The 20,016-nt window shown below is 41.8% G+C and carries 21 protein-coding genes and 2 pseudogenes; 11 read left to right on the top strand and 12 right to left on the bottom strand.

Annotated elements, in window-relative coordinates; genetic code table 11:
• A partial coding sequence (locus O9332_RS11855) for an RNA-guided endonuclease InsQ/TnpB family protein (RefSeq protein WP_288025674.1) occupies positions 1-537 on the top strand: 537 nt, incomplete at its 5' end.
• Between the two features lie 18 nt (positions 538-555).
• On the opposite strand, the gene O9332_RS11850 is transcribed toward O9332_RS11855, so the two are convergent.
• Positions 556-1,008 (bottom strand): SRPBCC family protein, encoded by a 453-nt coding sequence (locus O9332_RS11850; protein WP_002758186.1) that lies wholly within the window; start codon positions 1,006-1,008, stop codon positions 556-558.
• A 104-nt stretch (positions 1,009-1,112) separates the two neighbouring features.
• Here O9332_RS11850 and O9332_RS11845 point away from each other — a divergent pair, with 104 nt between their 5' ends.
• The 3 genes from O9332_RS11845 (at position 1,113) to O9332_RS11835 (ending at position 2,853) form a co-directional block, all read left to right on the top strand.
• Positions 1,113-1,475: a cupin domain-containing protein gene (locus O9332_RS11845; protein ID WP_002736559.1), complete on the top strand. Its 363-nt coding sequence runs from the start codon at positions 1,113-1,115 to the stop codon at positions 1,473-1,475.
• 5 nt (positions 1,476-1,480) lie between these two features.
• Positions 1,481-2,320: a prephenate/arogenate dehydrogenase gene (locus O9332_RS11840; RefSeq protein WP_002758188.1), complete on the top strand. Its 840-nt coding sequence runs from the start codon at positions 1,481-1,483 to the stop codon at positions 2,318-2,320.
• A gap of 74 nt (positions 2,321-2,394) precedes the next feature.
• On the top strand, positions 2,395-2,853 hold the full coding sequence (locus O9332_RS11835; protein ID WP_002758190.1) for a nitrate reductase associated protein: 459 nt from the start codon (positions 2,395-2,397) through the stop codon (positions 2,851-2,853).
• Positions 2,854-3,114: 261 nt separating this feature from the next.
• On the opposite strand, the gene O9332_RS11830 is transcribed toward O9332_RS11835, so the two are convergent.
• Positions 3,115-3,306: a DUF2949 domain-containing protein gene (locus O9332_RS11830; protein WP_002758191.1), complete on the bottom strand. Its 192-nt coding sequence runs from the start codon at positions 3,304-3,306 to the stop codon at positions 3,115-3,117.
• A gap of 270 nt (positions 3,307-3,576) precedes the next feature.
• On the opposite strand from O9332_RS11830, the pseudogene O9332_RS28065 reads away from it, so the two are divergent.
• A pseudogene (locus tag O9332_RS28065) lies at positions 3,577-4,554 on the top strand (glycosyltransferase).
• 183 nt (positions 4,555-4,737) lie between these two features.
• Here O9332_RS28065 and O9332_RS11815 read toward each other — a convergent pair.
• Positions 4,738-4,923: a hypothetical protein gene (locus O9332_RS11815; RefSeq protein ID WP_155120374.1), complete on the bottom strand. Its 186-nt coding sequence runs from the start codon at positions 4,921-4,923 to the stop codon at positions 4,738-4,740.
• Positions 4,924-5,029: 106 nt separating this feature from the next.
• On the opposite strand from O9332_RS11815, the pseudogene O9332_RS11810 reads away from it, so the two are divergent.
• The 3 genes and pseudogenes from O9332_RS11810 to O9332_RS11800 all read left to right on the top strand — a co-directional run.
• A pseudogene (locus tag O9332_RS11810) lies at positions 5,030-5,365 on the top strand (DUF4351 domain-containing protein); the annotation flags it as partial.
• Between the two features lie 70 nt (positions 5,366-5,435).
• Positions 5,436-6,908 (top strand): BCD family MFS transporter, encoded by a 1,473-nt coding sequence (locus tag O9332_RS11805; protein WP_288025665.1) that lies wholly within the window; start codon positions 5,436-5,438, stop codon positions 6,906-6,908.
• A 114-nt stretch (positions 6,909-7,022) separates the two neighbouring features.
• Entirely contained in the window at positions 7,023-7,460 is a 438-nt protein-coding gene (locus O9332_RS11800; RefSeq protein ID WP_002758200.1) for a pentapeptide repeat-containing protein, read from the top strand.
• 319 nt (positions 7,461-7,779) lie between these two features.
• On the opposite strand, the gene O9332_RS11795 is transcribed toward O9332_RS11800, so the two are convergent.
• The 5 genes from O9332_RS11795 to O9332_RS28405 form a co-directional block, all read right to left on the bottom strand.
• Complete coding sequence (locus tag O9332_RS11795; protein ID WP_002759297.1) at positions 7,780-8,454, bottom strand: HAS-barrel domain-containing protein; 675 nt, start codon at positions 8,452-8,454, stop codon at positions 7,780-7,782.
• Between the two features lie 2 nt (positions 8,455-8,456).
• Positions 8,457-8,651: an NAD(P)H dehydrogenase subunit NdhS gene (locus O9332_RS11790; RefSeq protein WP_002759298.1), complete on the bottom strand. Its 195-nt coding sequence runs from the start codon at positions 8,649-8,651 to the stop codon at positions 8,457-8,459.
• 442 nt (positions 8,652-9,093) lie between these two features.
• A complete protein-coding gene (locus O9332_RS11785; RefSeq protein ID WP_223211798.1) occupies positions 9,094-9,303 on the bottom strand; it encodes a DUF2283 domain-containing protein in 210 nt (69 codons plus the stop codon).
• A 1-nt stretch (position 9,304) separates the two neighbouring features.
• A complete protein-coding gene (locus O9332_RS11780; RefSeq protein WP_002759299.1) occupies positions 9,305-9,586 on the bottom strand; it encodes a hypothetical protein in 282 nt (93 codons plus the stop codon).
• Between the two features lie 351 nt (positions 9,587-9,937).
• A complete protein-coding gene (locus O9332_RS28405) occupies positions 9,938-10,114 on the bottom strand; it encodes a hypothetical protein (RefSeq protein WP_002759300.1) in 177 nt (58 codons plus the stop codon).
• A 384-nt stretch (positions 10,115-10,498) separates the two neighbouring features.
• Between O9332_RS28405 and O9332_RS11770 the strand changes: the two genes are divergently transcribed.
• Positions 10,499-10,996, top strand: a complete 498-nt coding sequence (locus O9332_RS11770; RefSeq protein WP_002759301.1) for an HNH endonuclease — start codon at positions 10,499-10,501, stop codon at positions 10,994-10,996.
• On the opposite strand, the gene O9332_RS11765 is transcribed toward O9332_RS11770, so the two are convergent.
• The 3 genes from O9332_RS11765 to O9332_RS11755 form a co-directional block, all read right to left on the bottom strand.
• Positions 10,993-11,346 (bottom strand): hypothetical protein, encoded by a 354-nt coding sequence (locus tag O9332_RS11765; RefSeq protein WP_002759302.1) that lies wholly within the window; start codon positions 11,344-11,346, stop codon positions 10,993-10,995. The genes O9332_RS11770 and O9332_RS11765 overlap by 4 nt on opposite strands.
• Positions 11,347-11,437: 91 nt before the next feature.
• A complete protein-coding gene (gene hypD, locus O9332_RS11760; RefSeq protein ID WP_002759303.1) occupies positions 11,438-12,547 on the bottom strand; it encodes a hydrogenase formation protein HypD in 1,110 nt (369 codons plus the stop codon).
• A gap of 116 nt (positions 12,548-12,663) precedes the next feature.
• A complete protein-coding gene (locus O9332_RS11755; RefSeq protein WP_002759304.1) occupies positions 12,664-12,927 on the bottom strand; it encodes a HypC/HybG/HupF family hydrogenase formation chaperone in 264 nt (87 codons plus the stop codon).
• A 369-nt stretch (positions 12,928-13,296) separates the two neighbouring features.
• Here O9332_RS11755 and O9332_RS11750 point away from each other — a divergent pair, with 369 nt between their 5' ends.
• Positions 13,297-15,198: a thiamine pyrophosphate-binding protein gene (locus O9332_RS11750; RefSeq protein ID WP_002759305.1), complete on the top strand. Its 1,902-nt coding sequence runs from the start codon at positions 13,297-13,299 to the stop codon at positions 15,196-15,198.
• Positions 15,199-15,626: 428 nt separating this feature from the next.
• On the top strand, positions 15,627-18,245 hold the full coding sequence (gene clpB / locus O9332_RS11745; protein ID WP_002757659.1) for an ATP-dependent chaperone ClpB: 2,619 nt from the start codon (positions 15,627-15,629) through the stop codon (positions 18,243-18,245).
• 261 nt (positions 18,246-18,506) lie between these two features.
• On the opposite strand, the gene O9332_RS11740 is transcribed toward clpB, so the two are convergent.
• A complete protein-coding gene (locus O9332_RS11740; RefSeq protein WP_002761458.1) occupies positions 18,507-19,601 on the bottom strand; it encodes a WD40 repeat domain-containing protein in 1,095 nt (364 codons plus the stop codon).
• Positions 19,602-20,016: the final 415 nt, after the last annotated feature.

The following is a 20,016-nucleotide window of genomic DNA, read 5'->3' as shown; positions in this document are numbered from 1 at the left end:
CTTAAAGTATCAAGACAACGTAAAGACAAAGCAATTAAAGACGCTTTGGCGTTAGTCCAGTCTAATGATCTGGTAGTCTATGAGGCTTTAAAGGTAAGAAACTTAGTCAAAAACCGTAAGCTGGCCAAGTCGATTTCTGATGCTTCTTGGTATCAATTCACTGAATGGTTTGAATTTTTTGCCAAGATTTATCGGATTGTCTGTATTGCTGTTACTCCCCATTTTACTAGCCAAGATTGTTCAGTTTGTGGTACGCGAGTTCAAAAAACATTAAGCACTAGAACTCATCAATGTCCCAATTGTAAAACAGTCTTGGATAGGGATCATAATGCAGCCATCAACATTCTTAAAAAAGGGTTGAAATATTTGGGAAATCATCTCAACGGTACTGTTGGGCAAACAGAAACCGACCCAAACGCCTTGGGAGAGTCCGGCCTCTGGGTTTTCAGTGGAGACATTGAGAATCTAAGTTGTCTCGTCGAACAAGGAATTTCCGATAGTGATAGGTCAAGAATCCCCCGTCACAGCGTAGCTTGACGGTGGGAGTATGTCAACTCACCTTGGCGGCGTATTATTGACAATATTGAGAGCATAAAGGCGAAAACGCTCTAGATCGGCTTGCAGGGTTGATTCCACCACTCGACCGAGGAAAAGATTATCCATCAATTTTCCTAACCAACCTGGTATAGCATAGGCTGCTGTCAGTCGCACAATACTCCTACCATGACGGTCATAAAAACGAATTGCCCCGCGGTTAGGCAACCCGTCCACGGATTCCCATTGAATCATCTGGTGGGGGACAATTTTCAGTATCCGTGACAACCAAGTAAATTCTAGACCACCACTGGCTAACTTCCAACGGGAAAGCTCTGGCTCCTCCTCTAGAATTTTCACCGATTCGATCCATTTCATCCACTGGGGCATTTGTTCTAAATCTGACCAGAGAGCCCAAACCAGATCGATCGGCGCGTCCACTTCTACCTGTACACTATGTTCTAACCAAGTCATTCGTTAATTCTGGCGATGCTGAATATTTCTATGATAACGGCTATTAGTCTTTAGCTTTTGACTCAATGATAAAATAAAAACAATCTTCGAGGTTTAATTTTACTATGTTAATCAGAAAACTGCTCGAATGTGAGGAATTCATCGCCGGTGATCATACCCGATTGCGCGAGTTATTGCATCCCGATAAACAGCCGTTAAATCTACGTTATAGTTTAGCCCACGCCTGGGTAGATGTGGGGGAAACTTCTACTCCCCACGCTTTAAAAACTGCGGAAGTTTATTATATTTTGCAAGGACAAGGGGAAATGCACATCGATGAGGAAGTGCAATTAGTGACTGTCGGTGCTGCCATTTATATACCTCCTCTAGCTAAACAATATATTCATAATTGTGGGGAGGAACCCTTAATTTTCTTGTGCATTGTCGATCCTGCTTGGCGACTAGAAGACGAAATTATCTTTGAGTAAACCTAATGAATATTGGCATTATTGGACTGGGTTTAATTGGTGGTTCCTTGAGCTTAGATTTCCGCTCACAAGGTTATAAAGTTTTGGGAGTTTCTCGTCAACAATACACCTGTGATATCGCTGTGCAAAAAGGAGTTGTAGATGAATCTAGCACCAGTTTAGAATTATTAGCTACTGCCGATTTAATCTTTATCTGTACTCCTATACATTTAATTGTGCCAACTTTGGAAAAATTAACTCCCTATTTAAAAACCCAAACCATTGTCACCGATGTGGGATCAGTTAAAGGGGTAATTGTAGCCAATTGTGGCCAATTGTGGCCAAATTTTGTCGGTAGTCATCCTATGGCTGGGAAAACCGAACAGGGAATTAATGCGGCACAATGTGGTTTATTTGTCAATGCCCCATATCTGATTACTCCCCTTGAATCTACCCCTAACTTTGCCGTGGAAATCTTAACTGAAATCGTGCAGAAATTAGGCTGTAAAATTTATTATTCCTCCCCCGAAGAACACGATCGAGCCGTGGCATGGATTTCCCATCTGCCAGTAATGATTAGTACCAGTTTAATCCAAGCTTGTGCGAAAGAACAAGACCTGAATATTCGAGAATTAGCGGAAAATTTAGCTAGTTCTGGTTTTCGCGATACCAGTCGCGTCGGTGGTGGCAATCCCGAATTAGGTTTAATGATGGCTAAATACAATCGTCAAGCTTTATTGATATCCTTGACAAATTATCGGCAAAATCTTGATCAAATTGTTGACTATATTGCAGGAGAAAAATGGCAGGAAATAGAGGAAATTCTCGTTTCTAGTCATCAATATCGAGCCAAGTTTATTCAATAAAAATACCATTTTGCCCAGCAATTATACCCTGGTGCTGTATTATAGATTTATCCTCAGTAAACCAAGGCAATAATATGAACACCTTTTTTGACTTTGAATCCGAATTTGTTGACTCCTTACGTTGCATACCGATGGCCGTGAGAATGAAACTAGATACCTGTGGAGTTAAATTAAAATTATCCCATTGGATGCAGTTAACTCAACCAGAAAGAATGGTATTAGTTAATATGGCTTGTACGACGGCAGCAGAAGCCAAAATCTATCGAGATTTTCTGCAAAAATTAATCGCCGAAAAAACTGGCAATCCCCCGGAAGAACTAGCAATAGATCCCGATCCTGCTTGGCTAGATGATAGCCAGATTCCCGATACAGTCCGAGAAAAAGCTAGAGAATTCCAGATCGAAATTAGTTTAGAACAATGGCAAAAATTGCCACCATCCCAACGGTTTGCCCTGATTAAACTCAGTCGTCCGGGTCATGAAAATCTCAACTTCTATCCGGCCCTGAAAGAGTTTCATATAGTCGATGCCTAACTCAAGAACCTATGGTATATTAAGTTTGTTTCTACCTTACTTTGGCGAGAAATTAGTATTTTATACCAGATCAATCTCGAATTAAAACGGGGGGAAATAGCGGCTGATAGCTGGTTTAATTAGTCCCAGCAAAGGTGAGATTTTCTGCTAGGGCAAACCTTAACGGGACTTAATAAATAAATTGCAGGAACTCGCTGCTCTGGAACTTGGTCAATTCTCTTAATAAAAATGATAATTAATGAGCATATTCTTGGAAAATAATTATACAGTTTCCATCCAGTCAAAAACTTGATTCAATTGCGACAAATCGATTAAACCGTACTGCCATAAAACCATCGGCAAAGAACCCACCGATGCTTCACAGAGACGCACAGCCATATCGAAGGAACGGGGAGAAATTGCTAATTTTTCCAAGAGGAAAGTGCGGAGTTGTTTTTGTTGATGAGCTTCCATGATGTAAGGATCATTGGTAATGATAATCGGATTATTGAATAACTTATCCTCTATTAAAAAGAGATGCTTCCCTCACGGGGATCACCCAATTGGGTGATTTTGTCCACCAATCGGAATAATTTAAGAATTTATCCATAATATGTTCTACTATCCCGAAATTGCTAGTAGGGATATCAACACTTCCTTTACTTAGAAAAACGAGAAAGGGGAACTTTTGGGATAAGCTATTGATAACCTAGTTTTTGCTCGAGTAGGAGAGAATTTCCCTCAATGAGTCATGTTCCTCAAGTTTCCGTGATTATTCCTTGCTATAATTAAGGTCGCTATCTTGATGATGCGATCACATCTGTTTTAGTGCAAACATACCAAAACTTTGAAATCCTGGTCGTTGATGATGGATCCACAGAACCAGAAACCATCGAGATTTTACAAAATTATCAACAGCCAAAAACCTGGATCATCCGCACAGAAAATCAAGAGGTTGCCACAGCGAGAAATCTAGGAATTGCCCAAGGGCAAGGAACCTATATTCTTCCCCTTGATGCTGATGATAAAATTGCCGATTCCTATCTAGAAAAAGCGGTTGCTTTGCTAGAAAGTAATGAGCAATTAGGTATAGTTTATTGCGAAGCGGAATATTTTGGCGATAGACAAGGAATTTGGCCGCTGCCTGAGTATAAATTTCCCGATATATTAGTAGATAATATGATATTTTGCTCCGGTTTGTTTCGGAAATCCGACTGGGAAACTGTGGGCGGCTACAATAGCAATTTAATTTATGGTTGGGAAGATCACGATTTTTGGTTATCTCTGATCGAATTAGGTCGAGAAGTCTATCGTATCCCAGAATTGTTATTTTTCTATCGACAAAAAGCTGATTCTATGAGTCGCTCAATGACCGCAGAACACTAGATCTATTCCTACACCCAACTTTTTTATAATCATCCCCAACTTTACTCCCAAAATATCCAAGCCATTTTTGCCGCTTTAGTCACCTTAAGAGTCGATATATTCGCTCAGTTGGAACGGGCTAGAGAACGAATTAAACAATTAGAAATCCATGGACAAGAATTGCAACAAGAATTGCAAAAAACCCAATTGGATTATCGAGAAAGAGACGAGGAATTACAAAAAGCTGACAGTAAAATAGCCGCCATGGGAAAAAGTAAATTCTGGCAAATGAGAAGAGTTTGGATTAAAATGCAAAAATTGCTAGGTTTGCTGGAAAAAGACCCAATTTATTCCTAAGGGAACTTCAACGCTAAACAAAGATCGAATCGATTATAATCATTACAGAGTAAGCACTTGACGATTTGACTTCTGGATCACGGTGCCAAGATTTAGATCGTCGATAATTCCTCGCAGGTTGGCGATTCCTCTCTGTTTCATGGTTTCTTCTAGTTCTTTACTTTCGGTTTCCCAGTATTGAGTCTATTTTAGTCGGTCTTTGGGGTTGTAGATTTTGGCATCGGGGAGGACAATGGGGAAGATGGGATCGTAGAAATCTCCATTTTTTGCGATCTCGATTAACTCGAACATACAGTTACAGGAAAATGGATAATACAATAGGAAAATCTTGGCCAAAGTAGCCACAAAAATTGATAAGTAGGGAGGCACAATTATTTGTAGGATGGGTTAGCGGTAGCGTAACATAATCGGGCGTTGGGTTTCATGCTTCAACCCAACCTACGTTCATCTTATATTTAATTCCACCCACCTACTTAATATCAAGGGTAGAACTGAAAAAAGCAATTTAGCCGCCGCTACAGCAATTCTGGCGGGGTTAGTATTAAGTAAGGAAATCATCAGAAGCTTATTAAGAGAAGAAATTATGGGCGAATCAGTCATTGATCAGGACATCCAAGAAAAAGGAAGACAATCAGAAGCGGTTTCTTTGATTCTACAACTACTTAACCGTCGTTTAGGTGAAATATCCTCAACTTTAAGCCAACAAATCCAAGAACTATCCCTAGAACAATTAGAAACTTTAGGAGAAGCGCTGCTCGATTTTACCAGCTTGACAGATCTGACCACTTGGTTATTGGACACAGAAACTTAAATCCCCAGAAGATGTCTGCTCGTCCTGCGTTAAATTTTTAAATACTGGCTTTTTTTGTATTGATTTAACCATGGCTACCAGCGATATCTCCAATTCTACTCACTCATCCCCAAAACCCCTGCCAAAACTGGGACTTTTCACCATGTTTCGCTTAGGACTCTTTCAGATGGGACTAGGTATTATGTCCCTGCTGACTTTGGGGGTTCTCAATCGGATTATGATCGATGAGTTAAAAGTTTTACCCTTTCTTGCCGCAGCTGCGATCGCTATGCACCAGTTTGTTAGTCCAGCACGCATCTGGTTTGGGCAAAGATCCGACGGTAAAACTATTTTTGGTCATCATCGCAGCGGTTATGTCTGGATTGGAGCGGCAGTTTTTACCGCTTTAGCTTTTGTTGCTTTGCAGGTAGTCTGGCAATTGGGACTTAGTATTCAAACTTCGGGATGGAATACCATTTCCTACGCCTGGATTGCCCTCTTGGCCTTAATTTTCGCCCTCTACGGACTCGCTTTAAGCGCCAGTTCTACCCCTTTTGCTGCCCTCTTGGTGGATGTGTCCGATGAAGATAATCGATCGCAATTAGTTGCTATAGTTTGGTCAATGCTGATGGTGGGAATCGTCGTCGGGGCGATCGTTAGTTCTCGTTTGCTGGATACTCCCAATATCTGCGGTACAAATATTTTGACCTATGATCCGACTCAATCAGCCCCTATAGCCAATATTCCGCAGCTACAGGCGAGTATTAACCCCGTGTTCGCGATTATGCCCGCTATCGTTTTCGTTCTCTGTATTTTAGCGACTTTTGGCGTAGAAAAAAAATATTCTCGTTTTAGTAGCCGGTCCACTCTTGTGCAAAGAGAGGATCAAATTACCTTTAAAGATGCCCTACAAGTTCTCACCGCTAGTCGGCAAACCGGTTTATTTTTCACCTTTCTGCTGATGATGACTTTGAGTTTATTTATGCAGGATGCAATTATGGAACCCTTTGGCGGCGAGGTTTTTGGGATGTGTATCGCCCAAACGACCCAATTGAACGCTTTTTGGGGAACCGGAACCCTTTTTGGTATTGCTGCCACGGGATTTATGCTCATTCCCCGCATCGGTAAACAAAAAACCACTAAATATGGCTGTATTTTTGCAACAATTTGTTTTATTCTCTTGATTTTTGCCGGCTTTTCTGCTAACCAAAGTTTATTAAAATCAAGCTTGCTCTTTTTCGGTTTAGCTTCGGGAATGATTACCGCCGGAGCTACCAGTTTAATGTTAGATTTAACCGCCGCCGAAACCGCAGGAACTTTTATCGGCGCTTGGGGATTATCCCAAGCGATCGCACGGGGATTGGCCACGGTTTTAGGGGGTACGATTTTAAATATCGGTAAAGTTGTCTTTTCTAGTCCGGTTTTAGCCTATGGCTTCGTTTTCCTCGTGCAAGCATTGGGAATGATCCTAGCAGTTTGGTTATTAAGTCGGGTTGATGTGAAGGAATTTAAGGAAAATGCCCGAGCAGCGATCGCAACAGTCATGAAAGGAGAGATCGACTAGCAAAAGCAAGTAAAAGTGAGATAACAGGAGAATTAGCCCGATCGGGGGAAGTTGGTTAGCAGCTTTTTTCCTATCCTAAAAGTAGAGAGGAAAACGAAAGAGGAGGCTAAAACGATGAAAAGGACTTTAATGATTACCCTAGGTTCCCTAGCCTCCTTACTGCTGATTAACCCCGTCGGTGCGGAAAATCCTCAACAGGTACAACAATTATTGAATACGCGGGAATGTCCAGGCTGTGATCTCCGCGGTGCAGATTTAAGGGGGGCGCATCTAATCGGCGCAGATTTGAGAAAAGCGAATTTACAAGGAGCTAATCTAGAGGAAGCTAACTTAGAGGGCGCGGATTTGACGGATGCTAACCTAGAAGGCGCAAATTTGACCGCAGCTTTTCTGACTAATGCCAGTTTCAATCAAGCTGATCTCGATGGAGTCAATTTCACCAGTGCCGTGATTTATGATGCCGATGTGACAGGTGCATCGATGGAGAGAATTAACTTGACAAATGCTCAGATTTATGGTACTGGCATCGCTGTGGGTGGTGGCAATCCCTAGATAGGGCGGGCTGAATGAATCTAAAAACCTGGCGTTGTCAAATTGAAAGATGCTCCGAATCAGCACCGGAACTGAAATTACTTTGATAGGAAAGATTACATGGCATCTTGACAATTAGTGTTTAATGAACGAATAGTGCCGATAGTTGGGCTTAAGTGGGGAACAAGAGTCGCTCGATTTAGCAGTGGAATTAGCCCTACAATCGGCGTAGGGCTAATTCATGAATTAGCCCTACAATCGGCTTTGTCAAATGGAAAGATGCTCCGAATCAGCACCGGAGCATTGCATCTTTCCTCTTCTGATCTGACAACGCCATCATCTAAGGACTAATATGAATTTGACTGAGAATATAACGCAAGCGATCATAATCATCCTTAAGTAAAACACTTAACTGTCTGCCCACATTCACTAACCATTGTCGATCGGCTTGACGCAATTGGTACATCTGACGGATAGAAGCAGCTGCCAAAGCTTCCACGGGAGTATTCTTGACCTGTAATAAAATTCGTAAAAAGTCTAATTGTTCACTAAAATAAACCACTTCTAACGACTCACATTGATAAACTGCCTGATGAATTTGTGGAGGCCGGGGAGGAATATATTGATAGATATAACCTCGCCCGGCACCATTGCCATTAAATTGTCCAGGCAGGGTTTCAAAACCGACAATAGTTGCCCGAAATTCCGTTTTTAACATAGCGAAAATCTGCGGCTGTTGTTCCCGCAATTCAGCCAAAGATAACCCCAAAGCTCTAGCGCGATGTACCGAATCGATGGGTGCAGTGGTGGCAAAGGTGACAATCCCAAAAATCTTATTACCCGTTTCTTCATCGTAGGCTTTTACCCAACTACCAAAAGCGGGCATAAAAGGAAAGTTTAACTCCTCTGGTTCCAAACATTGCGCTAAAAACTCGGTCGTCGTCGTCTCGATAACTTCGGCGATATGATCGGGATGGCGGTTATCCGTGGCCAATTGCGGTAAGGGTGGACGCATGGTTATTTTTTGCCTTTAGCCGGGGCAATAATTACTTCTTCTAATTCCGAGAGATTAAAGGTAACTAACTTATCCCAGTTGCCCCCCTCAAAAAGAACGGCCACTTTCCCATCGCTTAAACGCTGGGCTAAACCTTCAAATTTATAGTAGGTATCATCGGGATTGGTGACTCGAACGGTACTACCTGGCAAAATCATAGGATTGACGACGAAATTATAATTACTGTCTCTTAGCTTATCAAAAATTAGTGATCAGGGAGTCGTGACTTACCCCTACCTTCTGTTATCCGTCTTAGGCAATACGTCCCTGTTCTCTACCCGATCAGGCGATCGCAATTCGTTCTTCAGGCGACAATTGTTGTACTGCTTAAATAAGCTGTTCTAAAGTTAAGGGAATGGTTCTCATCGATTTTGCTTTATTTATAATTTGCTCTATTCAACCCTCAACCCCAGCCACAGGCGAGCGCACTAACTCGTAGAGTGAGCTTTTCGATAGCGTAACGCACCAATTTAATAATAAAGTTAGTGCGTGGGGTGCGGATTGTTAATTTGAGTTTTTTATCAGAAATTATCGCCGTCTAACACACCCTACAAGATCGGCGTACTGCTAGGCAGTGCCTTCGGCATCGCACTCAATAAGTCATTGGGGGGACAAATTTAATATTTTTCCTTGGGTTGACTCTAAAATTGAATCTCGGATAAAAGAACTAGCATTAGTAATCTCTAGGCCAATTAATTCTCCTAAATCATTAAGTTCAGCCGTAATATTTGGATTAATTTCTACACTGTTAGCTTCTGGTTCATCAGAAATAGTTAAATGAAGAATGTCTTCTTGTTCAAAGTATCTCATTTTAGGTTTGCTCATGGATAGTATATCTCCCAGTTGTTAGGCGAAATCGAATTTGTTGGCGTGTTGTCCCATGAATGGTGACAGGAGTTATAAAATTATCATCGTATTCATAAGGAATAATTACTAAACTATTATCATGCTTGCCTACGGCAATAAGACGACCCGTTTCAGTATCGTAGTACCTTTCTCCAGAGTATTTGAGAATCTCTTCTATTTTGGCAAGTTCAAATCCTCTCAGTTTGGCTCGATATTGTAAGTAATCCGACCAGATAATATTCGGCATTATGAGCAGACTTTGCTAATTATCTGTTATCTATTTTAATCTAAATTCTCCTTCCCAAACCCCCAACACCGTAACCAACCGAAACCATAACCTTAAGGGTGGTGCGTTCCCGAATATCAAATCATGTCGCAGTCGCAAAGGTTTCAGGGAACGCACCCTACCAGATCGGCGATCGCACTTGATTGAGGTAATCAGATAAAAGTTTAAGCAGCATGATTTAATATTTGTTCTAATTCTTGACGCAAAGCAAGGTAATGACGATAATCGTTTGCCCATTCTATAAAGATTATATAGTGTTTCTGATTCACAAGAGGTACATTCCCGATCCTGAACAGCTTAATCAGCAAAGGTTTAAGTGTGCCGCACAGATGCGAGAACCGCTATATCATCTGACAATATTCCCTGATTGTATTCGTTATAAAAATCTTCGGAATCCATTTTATGTTGGTTTTCATAGACGCTAAGCCGCTTGGCAACGGCAATCAAAGCATCTAAAGAAGATGTATATTGAATGGTCTGTTTACGCATTTTTCTTTGACTCCAAAATAATGATATTTTGATTATAAACGATCGCGCTCAAACAAAAACATCAATCGTAGTGGACTGTTTCAGCTAAAATAGGGCAATAGATTTCGGCTTAAAGTCTTAGATTATAGAATTTATAGCATTTTTCTAATACACCAAATTAGCTGAAACAGTCCAGTAGGGTGGATTAGCCAAAGCGTAACGCACCAATTTGATGATAAGGTTGGTGCGTGGGGCGCGGATTATTAATTTTAGTTTTTCATCAGAAATTATCGCCGCAAACACGCACCCTACCAGATCTATACTCAACGGATTTAGTGTAATAGGTTCCAATCCCAGTTATCTGTGTTACCATTCGGGGTAAATTCAAGCGATCTCCAGACACCTATGAGCAAGGTTCTCGTGTTGAATGCCTCCTACGAACCGCTAAATATTACCAGTTGGCGGCGCGCGATCGTTTTATTGTTGAAAGGAAAAGCTGAATCCCTAGAACATAACGGAAAAGTGGTTTGTCGTGACTTACCCTTGCCTTCTGTTATCCGTCTTAGGCAATACGTCCGTGTTCCCTACAAGGAAATTCCTTTAACCCGTCGTAATATTCTCGAACGAGATCATCACACCTGTCAATACTGTCTCTACCGAGGTGAACAATTAACCATCGATCATGTGATTCCCCGTTCTCGCGGGGGGGGTGATACCTGGGAAAATTTAGTGGCGGCTTGTGTGCGTTGTAATGTGCATAAGGGCAATCGTACACCAAAAGAGGCCAATATGTCCCTGCACGCCCAACCTCGTCGTCCCTACAGCAGTCTCCACTTTGAGCTATTAAAGCACACCAGGGGGAATCACAATCACGAATGGCGTAAATATGTCATCGGTATTTAGGGTGAAAAAGGCATGGTGAAACCAAGACCAAAATTGATTCCCATGCCATTATTATTAGTCTGGGTGCGAGGATTGGCAACTCCCGTGCCTAGATAAACCGAACAACCAGGACAGGGGGAATTGACTCGGTAGCGCACCGCCATGGGATCATTGGGATCGGTGATAGTTACTCCCTGATGGTTTAAATCTTTAATTAGATTGGTGACGGGTTTGAAAAAATCGGCGCTGGGGGGTTGACTTGGTTGCAGTTCTAGGGTTTGTTCTTGGGAAGCAAGAACGATTTCCGAAGCGATAATTAGCAGCACAGAGGTAGTTAAGCCAAATAAACCCAGATTATTTTTGATCTTCATCTTTTTTATCACCGAGAGATTGTTAATTTCTTCTGGTGATAATTCTAGCGTTTCCTCACCGGAAAGGAACCTTAATCAGTAAAAAAATTTACTAATTTCTACCATACTTATAATAAGCGGCACAAGCACCTTCACTAGAAACCATACAAGTACCGATGGGATGTTCGGGAGTACAAGCAGTACCAAATACTTTACATTCCCAGGGTTTTAAAACACCTTTAAGAATTTCGCCACACTGACAAGCTTTGTGATCTTTAACACGCTGATTGGGTAGGGTAAATTTTTTCTCCGCATCAAAATTACTGTACTCATCTCGCAGTTTTAACCCTCCTTGAGCAATTTCTCCTAAACCTCGCCATTCAAACTGATCTCGCAGTTCAAAAACTTGCTTGATTGCCGATAAAGCGACTCTATTTCCTTGATTTTGTACCACTCGATCGTACTGATTTTCGATCTCACATCTCTGCTCATCTAATTGTTTTAATACCATCCAAATTGATTGGAGAATATCCAAGGGTTCAAACCCAGAAACTACCACAGGTTTATGATATTCTTGGGCAATAACTTGATAGGGTTCTGTGCCAATTACCATGCTAACATGACCGGGACCAACAAAACCGTCTAACTGTAAATCTGGGTTATCTAACAAGGCTTTCAGAGCGGGAATAATCACCACATGATTAGAAAATAAACTAAAATTAGTGACACCATCTCTTTGCGCTTCTAAAACAGTTAAAGCGGTACTAGGAACGGTTGTTTCAAACCCTAATGCTAAAAATATTACTTCTTTATCGAGATTTTCTCTGGCAATTTTTAAGGCATCGCGAGGAGAATAAACCATGCGAATATCATCACCTTTTGCTCGTGCTTGCAGCAGACTCAAATGGGAACCGGGGACACGCATAGTATCGCCAAAAGTTGTCAGAATTACGTTCGGTTGTTGTGCGAGAAAAATGGCATCATCTAAACGACCTCGCGGCATCACACAAACGGGACATCCAGGACCATGAATTAATTCGATAGTTTCCGGAAGTATTGCCTCGATACCGTATCTAAAAATTGAGTGGGTATGACCTCCACAAACCTCCATAATTTTAGTAACTTTTTCCCGCTTTTCAGAGATTCTTATCGATAATTGTTCAATTTGTTGAATTAATCCTGCCGCTTTAACTGGATCACGAAATTCATCAACGTATTTCATAGTTTATATCCTTTAATTATCATTTTTAGCTGTCGGTAGTCAGTAATAATTGCCGTAATTTACATTTCTTAGAGATAGACAACAGCATTAATTTATGGGTGACTACTTTAAGAACATTAATTATGATTAAATTCTGCCTCTAATTCTGCTAATTGTGTTAATAAATTTAAGGTTTCTTGCGCCTCATCTTCATCGATTCGATTCATGGCAAAACCCACATGAACTAATACCCAATCCCCTACACAAGTATTAGCAGGATGGTCTTCATCAACAATACAAGTAATATTTACTTCTCTTTTTACACCCCCCACATCGACGAGAGCGAGATGATGGTTTTCATCAATAATTGCCGTAATTTGTCCCGGTATGCCTAAACACATAGTTTTTACCTTAAAAAATCTAGTTTTTGCTAATTATGCGCTGATTTTTGGGCTAGAGGTTGCAGTAATATCAACCGAGAATCAGGTCATACTTCATCCCTGTGAGAAACGCTATACAGTCAAAGGTTATCCTTTTTACTTGGTCTTAGCTGCCATTCTGGACCATTGCCCTCAAGAACAGCTTTTTTTCCCGTATCTTTTTTAAGATTTCCCCCGTCCCGCACCGTGGACGCTATCCCAGCAGGGGTAAAACTTTTGTATTAGGGACTACATCAATGATAAGAAATTATTCAATCAATCGATCGGGTGACATTCTAGGCTATGATTTCCCTGACTATAGTTATTTCTCTACATTAAGGAAAATCTACGATGACAACCTTTCCCATCGATTTGAGCGCCTATAAACCCATCAGTCTCGACCCCAGTAACCCCACCCTCACCGACGACCAAAGAAGCGCCCTAAAAGCCAATATCCAACTTTGTCGCGATGCTATCATCTTTTTTACTGCCACGGGTGCGGCCCGGGGTGTGGGTGGTCACACCGGCGGCCCCTACGATACCGTCCCGGAAGTGGTGATTCTCGATGCTCTTTTCCGCAGTCAACCTAGTCAATTTGTACCAATCTTCTTCGATGAAGCGGGACACCGCGTCGGTACTCAATATCTCATGTCTGCGTTAGAAGGTTCTTTACCTGCAGAACAATTAATGCACTACCGCGAGGCCAATTCTAAACTCCCCGGACACCCGGAATTAGGATTAACCCCAGGCGTCAAATTTAGTTCTGGCCGTTTAGGACATATGTGGCCCTACGTTAACGGTGTCGCTTTAGCTAACCCCGGAAAAACCGTTTTTTGTTTAGGTTCCGATGGTTCTCAACAGGAAGGCAATGACGCAGAAGCTGCCCGTTTAGCCGTAGCTCAACACATCAATGTTAAGCTAATTATTGATGATAATGATGTGACGATTGCCGGTAATCCTTCCAAATATTTACCCGGTTATGATGTGGCTAAAACTCTCACCGGCCATGGACTAAAAGTGTTAGTGGGAGATGGGGAAGATATCGATAGTTTGTATCGCAATATATGTGAAGCAATTAATACTCCTGGCCCGATTGCGATTATTAATAAACGTCCCATGTGTCCTGGAATTGAAGGTTTAGAAGGTTCTAACCACGGTCATGATGTGATTTCTGTCCCCTTGGCTTTGAAATATTTAGAGGCAAAAGGACACAGTGCCGCCGTGGAATATCTCAACAGTATTAAGAAGCCTTCTAATGACTATAAATTCCTCGGTTCTGGGGATAAATGGGGTTCTAACCGCAACGTTTTCGGCGAAGCAGTAGTCAGTCTTTTAGGCAAAATGAGCGAGGAAGAACGCAAGGCTAAGGTATTAGTAGTAGATAGCGATTTAGAGGGTTCCTGCGGTCTGAAAATTATCCACGATAAACATCCCGAAGTGTTTATTCCTTCCGGTATTATGGAACGGGGCAATCTTTCGGCGGCTGCTGGTTTTGGGATGGAAAAAGGTAAACAGGGAATTTTCGCCACCTTTGCCGCTTTTCTAGAAATGTGTATTTCTGAAATCACCATGGCCCGCTTGAATTATTCTAATCTTTTATGTCATTTTTCCCATTCCGGTATCGATGATATGGCGGATAATACCTGTCACTTTGGTTTGAATAATTTCTTTGCCGATAATGGACTGGATGACGGTTACGAAACCCGTCTTTATTTCCCGGCCGATGCGGCACAAATGACCGCTTGTGTCGAGGCAACTTTCCATCAACCCGGTTTACGTTTTATCTTCTCGACTCGTTCTAAAACTCCCAATATTCTTGATACTAACGGCCATAATTTCTTTGGCGATGGTTACACCTTTGTCCCCGGAAAAGATGAAGTAATTCGGGAAGGCACTGCCGGTTATATCATCAGCTTTGGCGATGGTTTATACCGCGCTTTAGATGCAGTGGAACGCTTAAAACAAGAAGGGATCGACGTGGGTTTAATTAATAAACCGACTCTCAATGGGGTGGATGAAGAAATTATCGCTAAAGTTGGTAGTTCTCCCTTTGTTTTAGTGGTAGAAGCATTTAACCGTCGCACGGGTTTAGGTAGCCGTTATGGTTCTTGGTTACTCGAACGCGGTTTAACTCCTAAATACGCCTATATCGGTACTCACCACGAAGGTTGTGGCGGTTTATGGGAACAGTTCCCCCACCAAGGTATTGACCCAGTTGGTATCATCAGTAAAGTTAAATCTTTAATCGCTTAGATAGTATTTTAGGGGGGAATTAATCAGTTATCAGTTATCAGTAATCAGTTATCAGTGAACATCTTTAATAATTAAGTAGGTAGGTGTTAAAAATTATTAGACACCCCCCTTATCAAGGGGGGCAGGGGGGATCCCCCCGCCTATCAGCACCCCCCTTATCAAGGGGGGCAGGGGGGATCGAACCTAAAATTCATTTTTAATTTAATTATAACCAGCTACTTAAGATTTTAGCTTGGTTGAGAATCCGAGCATTTGTACTAAAATTTCCAAGACGCAGTTTAAATCCCTGACAGCTTATAAACTTTAGCGGCTTAAATCGCACCATTGAGGGGAAATCCCCCTGAACTAGGTACGGTAAGCCCCTAGAAGCCAACAAACCGGTCAATCTAGAATAGTCTCAAGGGTATAAAAGTAATCTCTTATAGAAAATGCAGCCAACCAATCCACAACAATTTACGGAAAAAGCTTGGGAGGCAATCGTCAAAACGCCGGACATTGCCAAACAGAACAGCCAGCAACAAATCGAAAGCGAACATCTAATGAAAGCCCTTCTTGAACAGGAGGGATTAGCGGGCAGTGTCTTTAGTAAAGCTAATATTAGTCTAGCCCGTTTGCGGGATCGCACCGATGACTTTATCCGTCGTCAACCGAAAATCTCTAACCCCGGCGACTCGATTTATTTAGGTCGTAGTTTAGATAGTTTACTCGATCGAGCGGAAAATTATCGTCGAGAATTTGGAGATGACTTTATCTCGATCGAGCATTTAATTTTAGGTTACGCTAAAGATGATCGCTTCGGTAAAAATATTTTTCAAGAATTCGGACTTACGGAAAACAAACTCAAAGAAATTATTCAACAAGTCAGAGGTAGTCAAAAAGTGACCGATCAGAATCCAGAAGGCAAATACGAGGCCCTAGAAAAATACGGACGGGATCTCACCCAATTGGCACGGGAAGGTAAATTAGACCCCGTAATTGGACGGGATGACGAAATCCGTCGCACCATTCAGATCCTCTCGCGTCGGACTAAAAATAACCCAGTTTTAATCGGGGAACCGGGAGTAGGAAAAACAGCCATTGTCGAAGGATTAGCCCAGCGGATTATTAACCGCGATGTGCCAGAATCTCTGTTAGATCGGACTCTCATTTCTCTCGATTTAGGTGGCTTAATTGCGGGAGCAAAATATCGCGGAGAATTTGAGGAAAGATTAAAAGCTGTCCTCAAGGAAGTCACCGATTCCCAAGGCAATATCATCATGTTTATTGACGAAATTCACACCGTTGTCGGTGCGGGAGCCACTCAAGGGGCAATGGATGCGGGCAATTTATTAAAACCAATGTTAGCCCGGGGTGAATTGCGTTGTATCGGGGCCACTACCCTCGATGAATACCGCAAATATATCGAAAAAGATGCGGCGTTAGAAAGACGCTTCCAAGAGGTTTTAGTAGATGAACCAAATGTGGTCGATACTATTTCAATTCTTCGCGGTCTTAAAGAACGTTATGAGGTGCATCATGGGGTAAAAATTGCCGATAATGCTTTAGTAGCGGCGGCACTGCTTTCTAATCGTTATATTAGCGATCGCTTTTTGCCCGATAAGGCCATTGATTTAGTTGATGAAGCGGCGGCCAAATTGAAGATGGAAATCACCTCTAAACCGGAAGAACTCGATGAAATTGATCGCAAAATTCTCCAGTTAGAAATGGAAAAACTTTCCCTACAACGGGAATACGATCCAGCTTCGCGAGAACGGTTAGAAAAGTTAGAAAAAGAACTGGCTAACCTCAAGGAAGAACAATCGGGATTAAATGCCCAATGGCAAGGGGAAAAAGAGATTATCGATAAAGTTCGTGGGGTTAAAGAAGCGATCGAACAAGTTAATCTAGAAATTCAACAGGCCGAACGAGATTATGATTATAATCGCGCCGCCGAATTAAAGTTCGGAAAATTAACTGATCTGCAGCGGCAAATGTCCGCCCTAGAAACCCAATTGGCCGACAAACAAACCACCGGTAAAAGTTTATTAAGGGAAGAAGTTCTCGAATCGGATATCGCCGAAATTATCTCGAAATGGACGGGAATTCCTCTCAATAAATTAATCGAATCGGAAAAAGAAAAACTCCTCAATCTGGAAGACGAATTACACGAAAGTGTCATCGGTCAAGAGGAAGCGGTCACAGCCGTGGCCGAAGCGATTCAACGTTCCCGCGCCGGTTTATCGGATCCCAACCGTCCCACGGCCAGCTTTATTTTCCTCGGTCCGACGGGTGTTGGTAAGACAGAATTGGCGAAAGCTTTAGCGCGCAATCTCTTTGACACGGAAGAGGCTCTAGTTCGCATCGATATGTCGGAATACATGGAAAAACACAGCGTTTCCCGTCTCATGGGTGCGCCTCCGGGATACGTCGGCTACGATGAAGGAGGACAATTAACCGAGGCAATCCGGCGTCGTCCCTACTCTGTCATCCTCTTTGATGAGATTGAAAAAGCCCATCCCGACGTTTTTAACGTTATGTTACAAATCCTTGACGATGGGCGCTTAACCGACTCTCAAGGTCATCTGGTTGATTTCAAAAATACCATCATTATTATGACCAGTAATATCGGTTCTCAATACATTTTAGACGTGGCTGGTGATGAGTCTCGTTACGAGGAAATGCAGGCGCGGGTGATGGAAGCAATGCGGAATAGTTTCCGTCCCGAATTCCTCAATCGTATCGATGAAACGATCATTTTCCATAGTTTACAAAAAGCGCAACTGCGATCGATTGTCAAACTACAGGTAGCCAATCTTAGCGATCGCTTGATGGAACAAAAATTAGCCCTGAAACTTGCCGATATTGCCCTCGATTATCTGGCAGAAATTGGTCACGATCCAGTGTACGGTGCGCGACCCTTAAAACGGGCAGTACAAAGATATGTGGAAACTCCGATCGCTAAGGCAATTCTGCGCGGCGAATTCAAAGGGGGAGACACGATTTTTGTCGATGTGGCCGATGAAAGATTGACCTTTAAACGGTTAGCTTCCCAAGTAGTAACTGCTTAATTAAGTAGGGTCTGCTGAAAAAGTTTTTCCCGGTGGCAGGGTGTGGGGTGTGGGGTGTGGGGTGTGGGGTTTTACTCATTTTCAGGTGGTCAATTACCTAATTTTCAGGAAAAAAGTCCAGGAATTTTCCCCCCAATCACTCCAAAGTTCGGCACTTTTTGAGGTCAAAAAAGTCTAAAAGCCTTATCCAACAAGGTTTTTCGATTTATTCAGCAAACCCTAATTAGACACCGATAAGCATCTGGTGCGCTCAAAGATTGCTCAACTTGCTAAAGATTGTAGTTCGGAAGTGCCATAAACTCTAACGATTTTGTCTTGGCAGGCCGTGGCGATATAATTACCATCGGGACTAAAACAAACCGAATAGATTTTCTGGGGATGGGGAATAGAAATAATGGCTTTTCCTGCTTTTAAATCCCATAATTTTAAGCTTTTATCATCACTACCACTGGCTAATAGTTGATTATTAGGACTAACACTAACTGAATTGATATGATCACTATGTTCGCTGAGAGTTTTTACCTCTGTCCCTCTTTTAATATCCCAGATTTTAATAGTTTTGTCTTTGCTGCCACTGGCTAAAAATTTGTTATTACTGCCGAAATCTACCGATAAAATACCTCCAAACCAATCGGAATGACCTTTTAAGGTAATACTGCTCTTTTCTGCCAGATTCCAAATAATTACCGTTTTGTCATTTTCGCCGCCACCACTGGCTAAAAGTTGACCATTTTGACTAAATTTAACTGTTAGGACTTTATCGCTATGACCTTGTAATGTGAACCGAGTTTCTCCAGTTTTTACTGACCATATTTTCACGGTTTTATCTTCACTACCACTAGCAATAATTTCCCCATCGGGATGAACAGCTACTGCTGTAACTTTATCTTGGTGTCCCGTTAAGGTAGAGATTAATTCTTTAGTTTCCAGTGACCAAATTCTTAGGGTTTGATCATCTCCTCCACTAACCAAATATCCTTGACAGGGACTAAAAGCAACAGAATTGATTCTTTTATGTCTATGTCTTGAAAATATATCATCAATCTCCGAAACCTTTACTTGAGGAGGTTTTGAGAATATATCATTAATTTTAGGTATAGCGATTCCACCCTTATTTCCAAATATATTGCCAATCCCCTCCTCTAGATCTCCAAACATTTTATTGATATCATCTTCAAAAACTTGATCAATTTTTTTAGTTAAAGAAAACTTCTGATTTTTTCTCCATTCCCAGATTAGAATATTACCATCATCTCCAGCACTAGCCAAAAATTTACCATCTTGGGAAAAAGTTAGACATTTAACCTCACCTTCATGGCCTTCTAGGGATTTAAAAGATACTAAGCGATTAAACATAGTGAAAACATTAGTTAGTTAATCAAGATTTTTCGGCATTACCCGATGTTGGTTGTTCTGTAGAGGCTCTCTTGGATTTGGTGGGTAAAATGTATTCTAAGATACATTCCTTCTAGCGAGGGGGTGGAACGAACCACAAAGACACAAAGGACACAAAGATTGATCGATCCTATGTAAGTTAAACTTATCACACAGAACCTAGAAGAGTCATGAATTTATCGCTCTTCTGGGACTTTCGGAAATCCCTGACCGAATCCAGATTCTGAAACTCTTGGTTGACAAGTGATCGCTAACTTTTTTTCTAATAAAAACTCAAATTTCGGGTTTCTGTTAGTTAGCGATAGCTTGAAGGCTTACCCCATAAGAGAGCTAGAGTTTAGAGACTGTAAGACTTTTGCCAGACTCCCTCCAAGAG

Origin of the sequence: Microcystis sp. LE19-10.1B (assembly GCF_027530565.1) — a bacterium.
GTDB classification, from domain to species: domain Bacteria; phylum Cyanobacteriota; class Cyanobacteriia; order Cyanobacteriales; family Microcystaceae; genus Microcystis; species Microcystis aeruginosa.
This window is presented reverse-complemented; position numbering and strand designations above follow the sequence as displayed.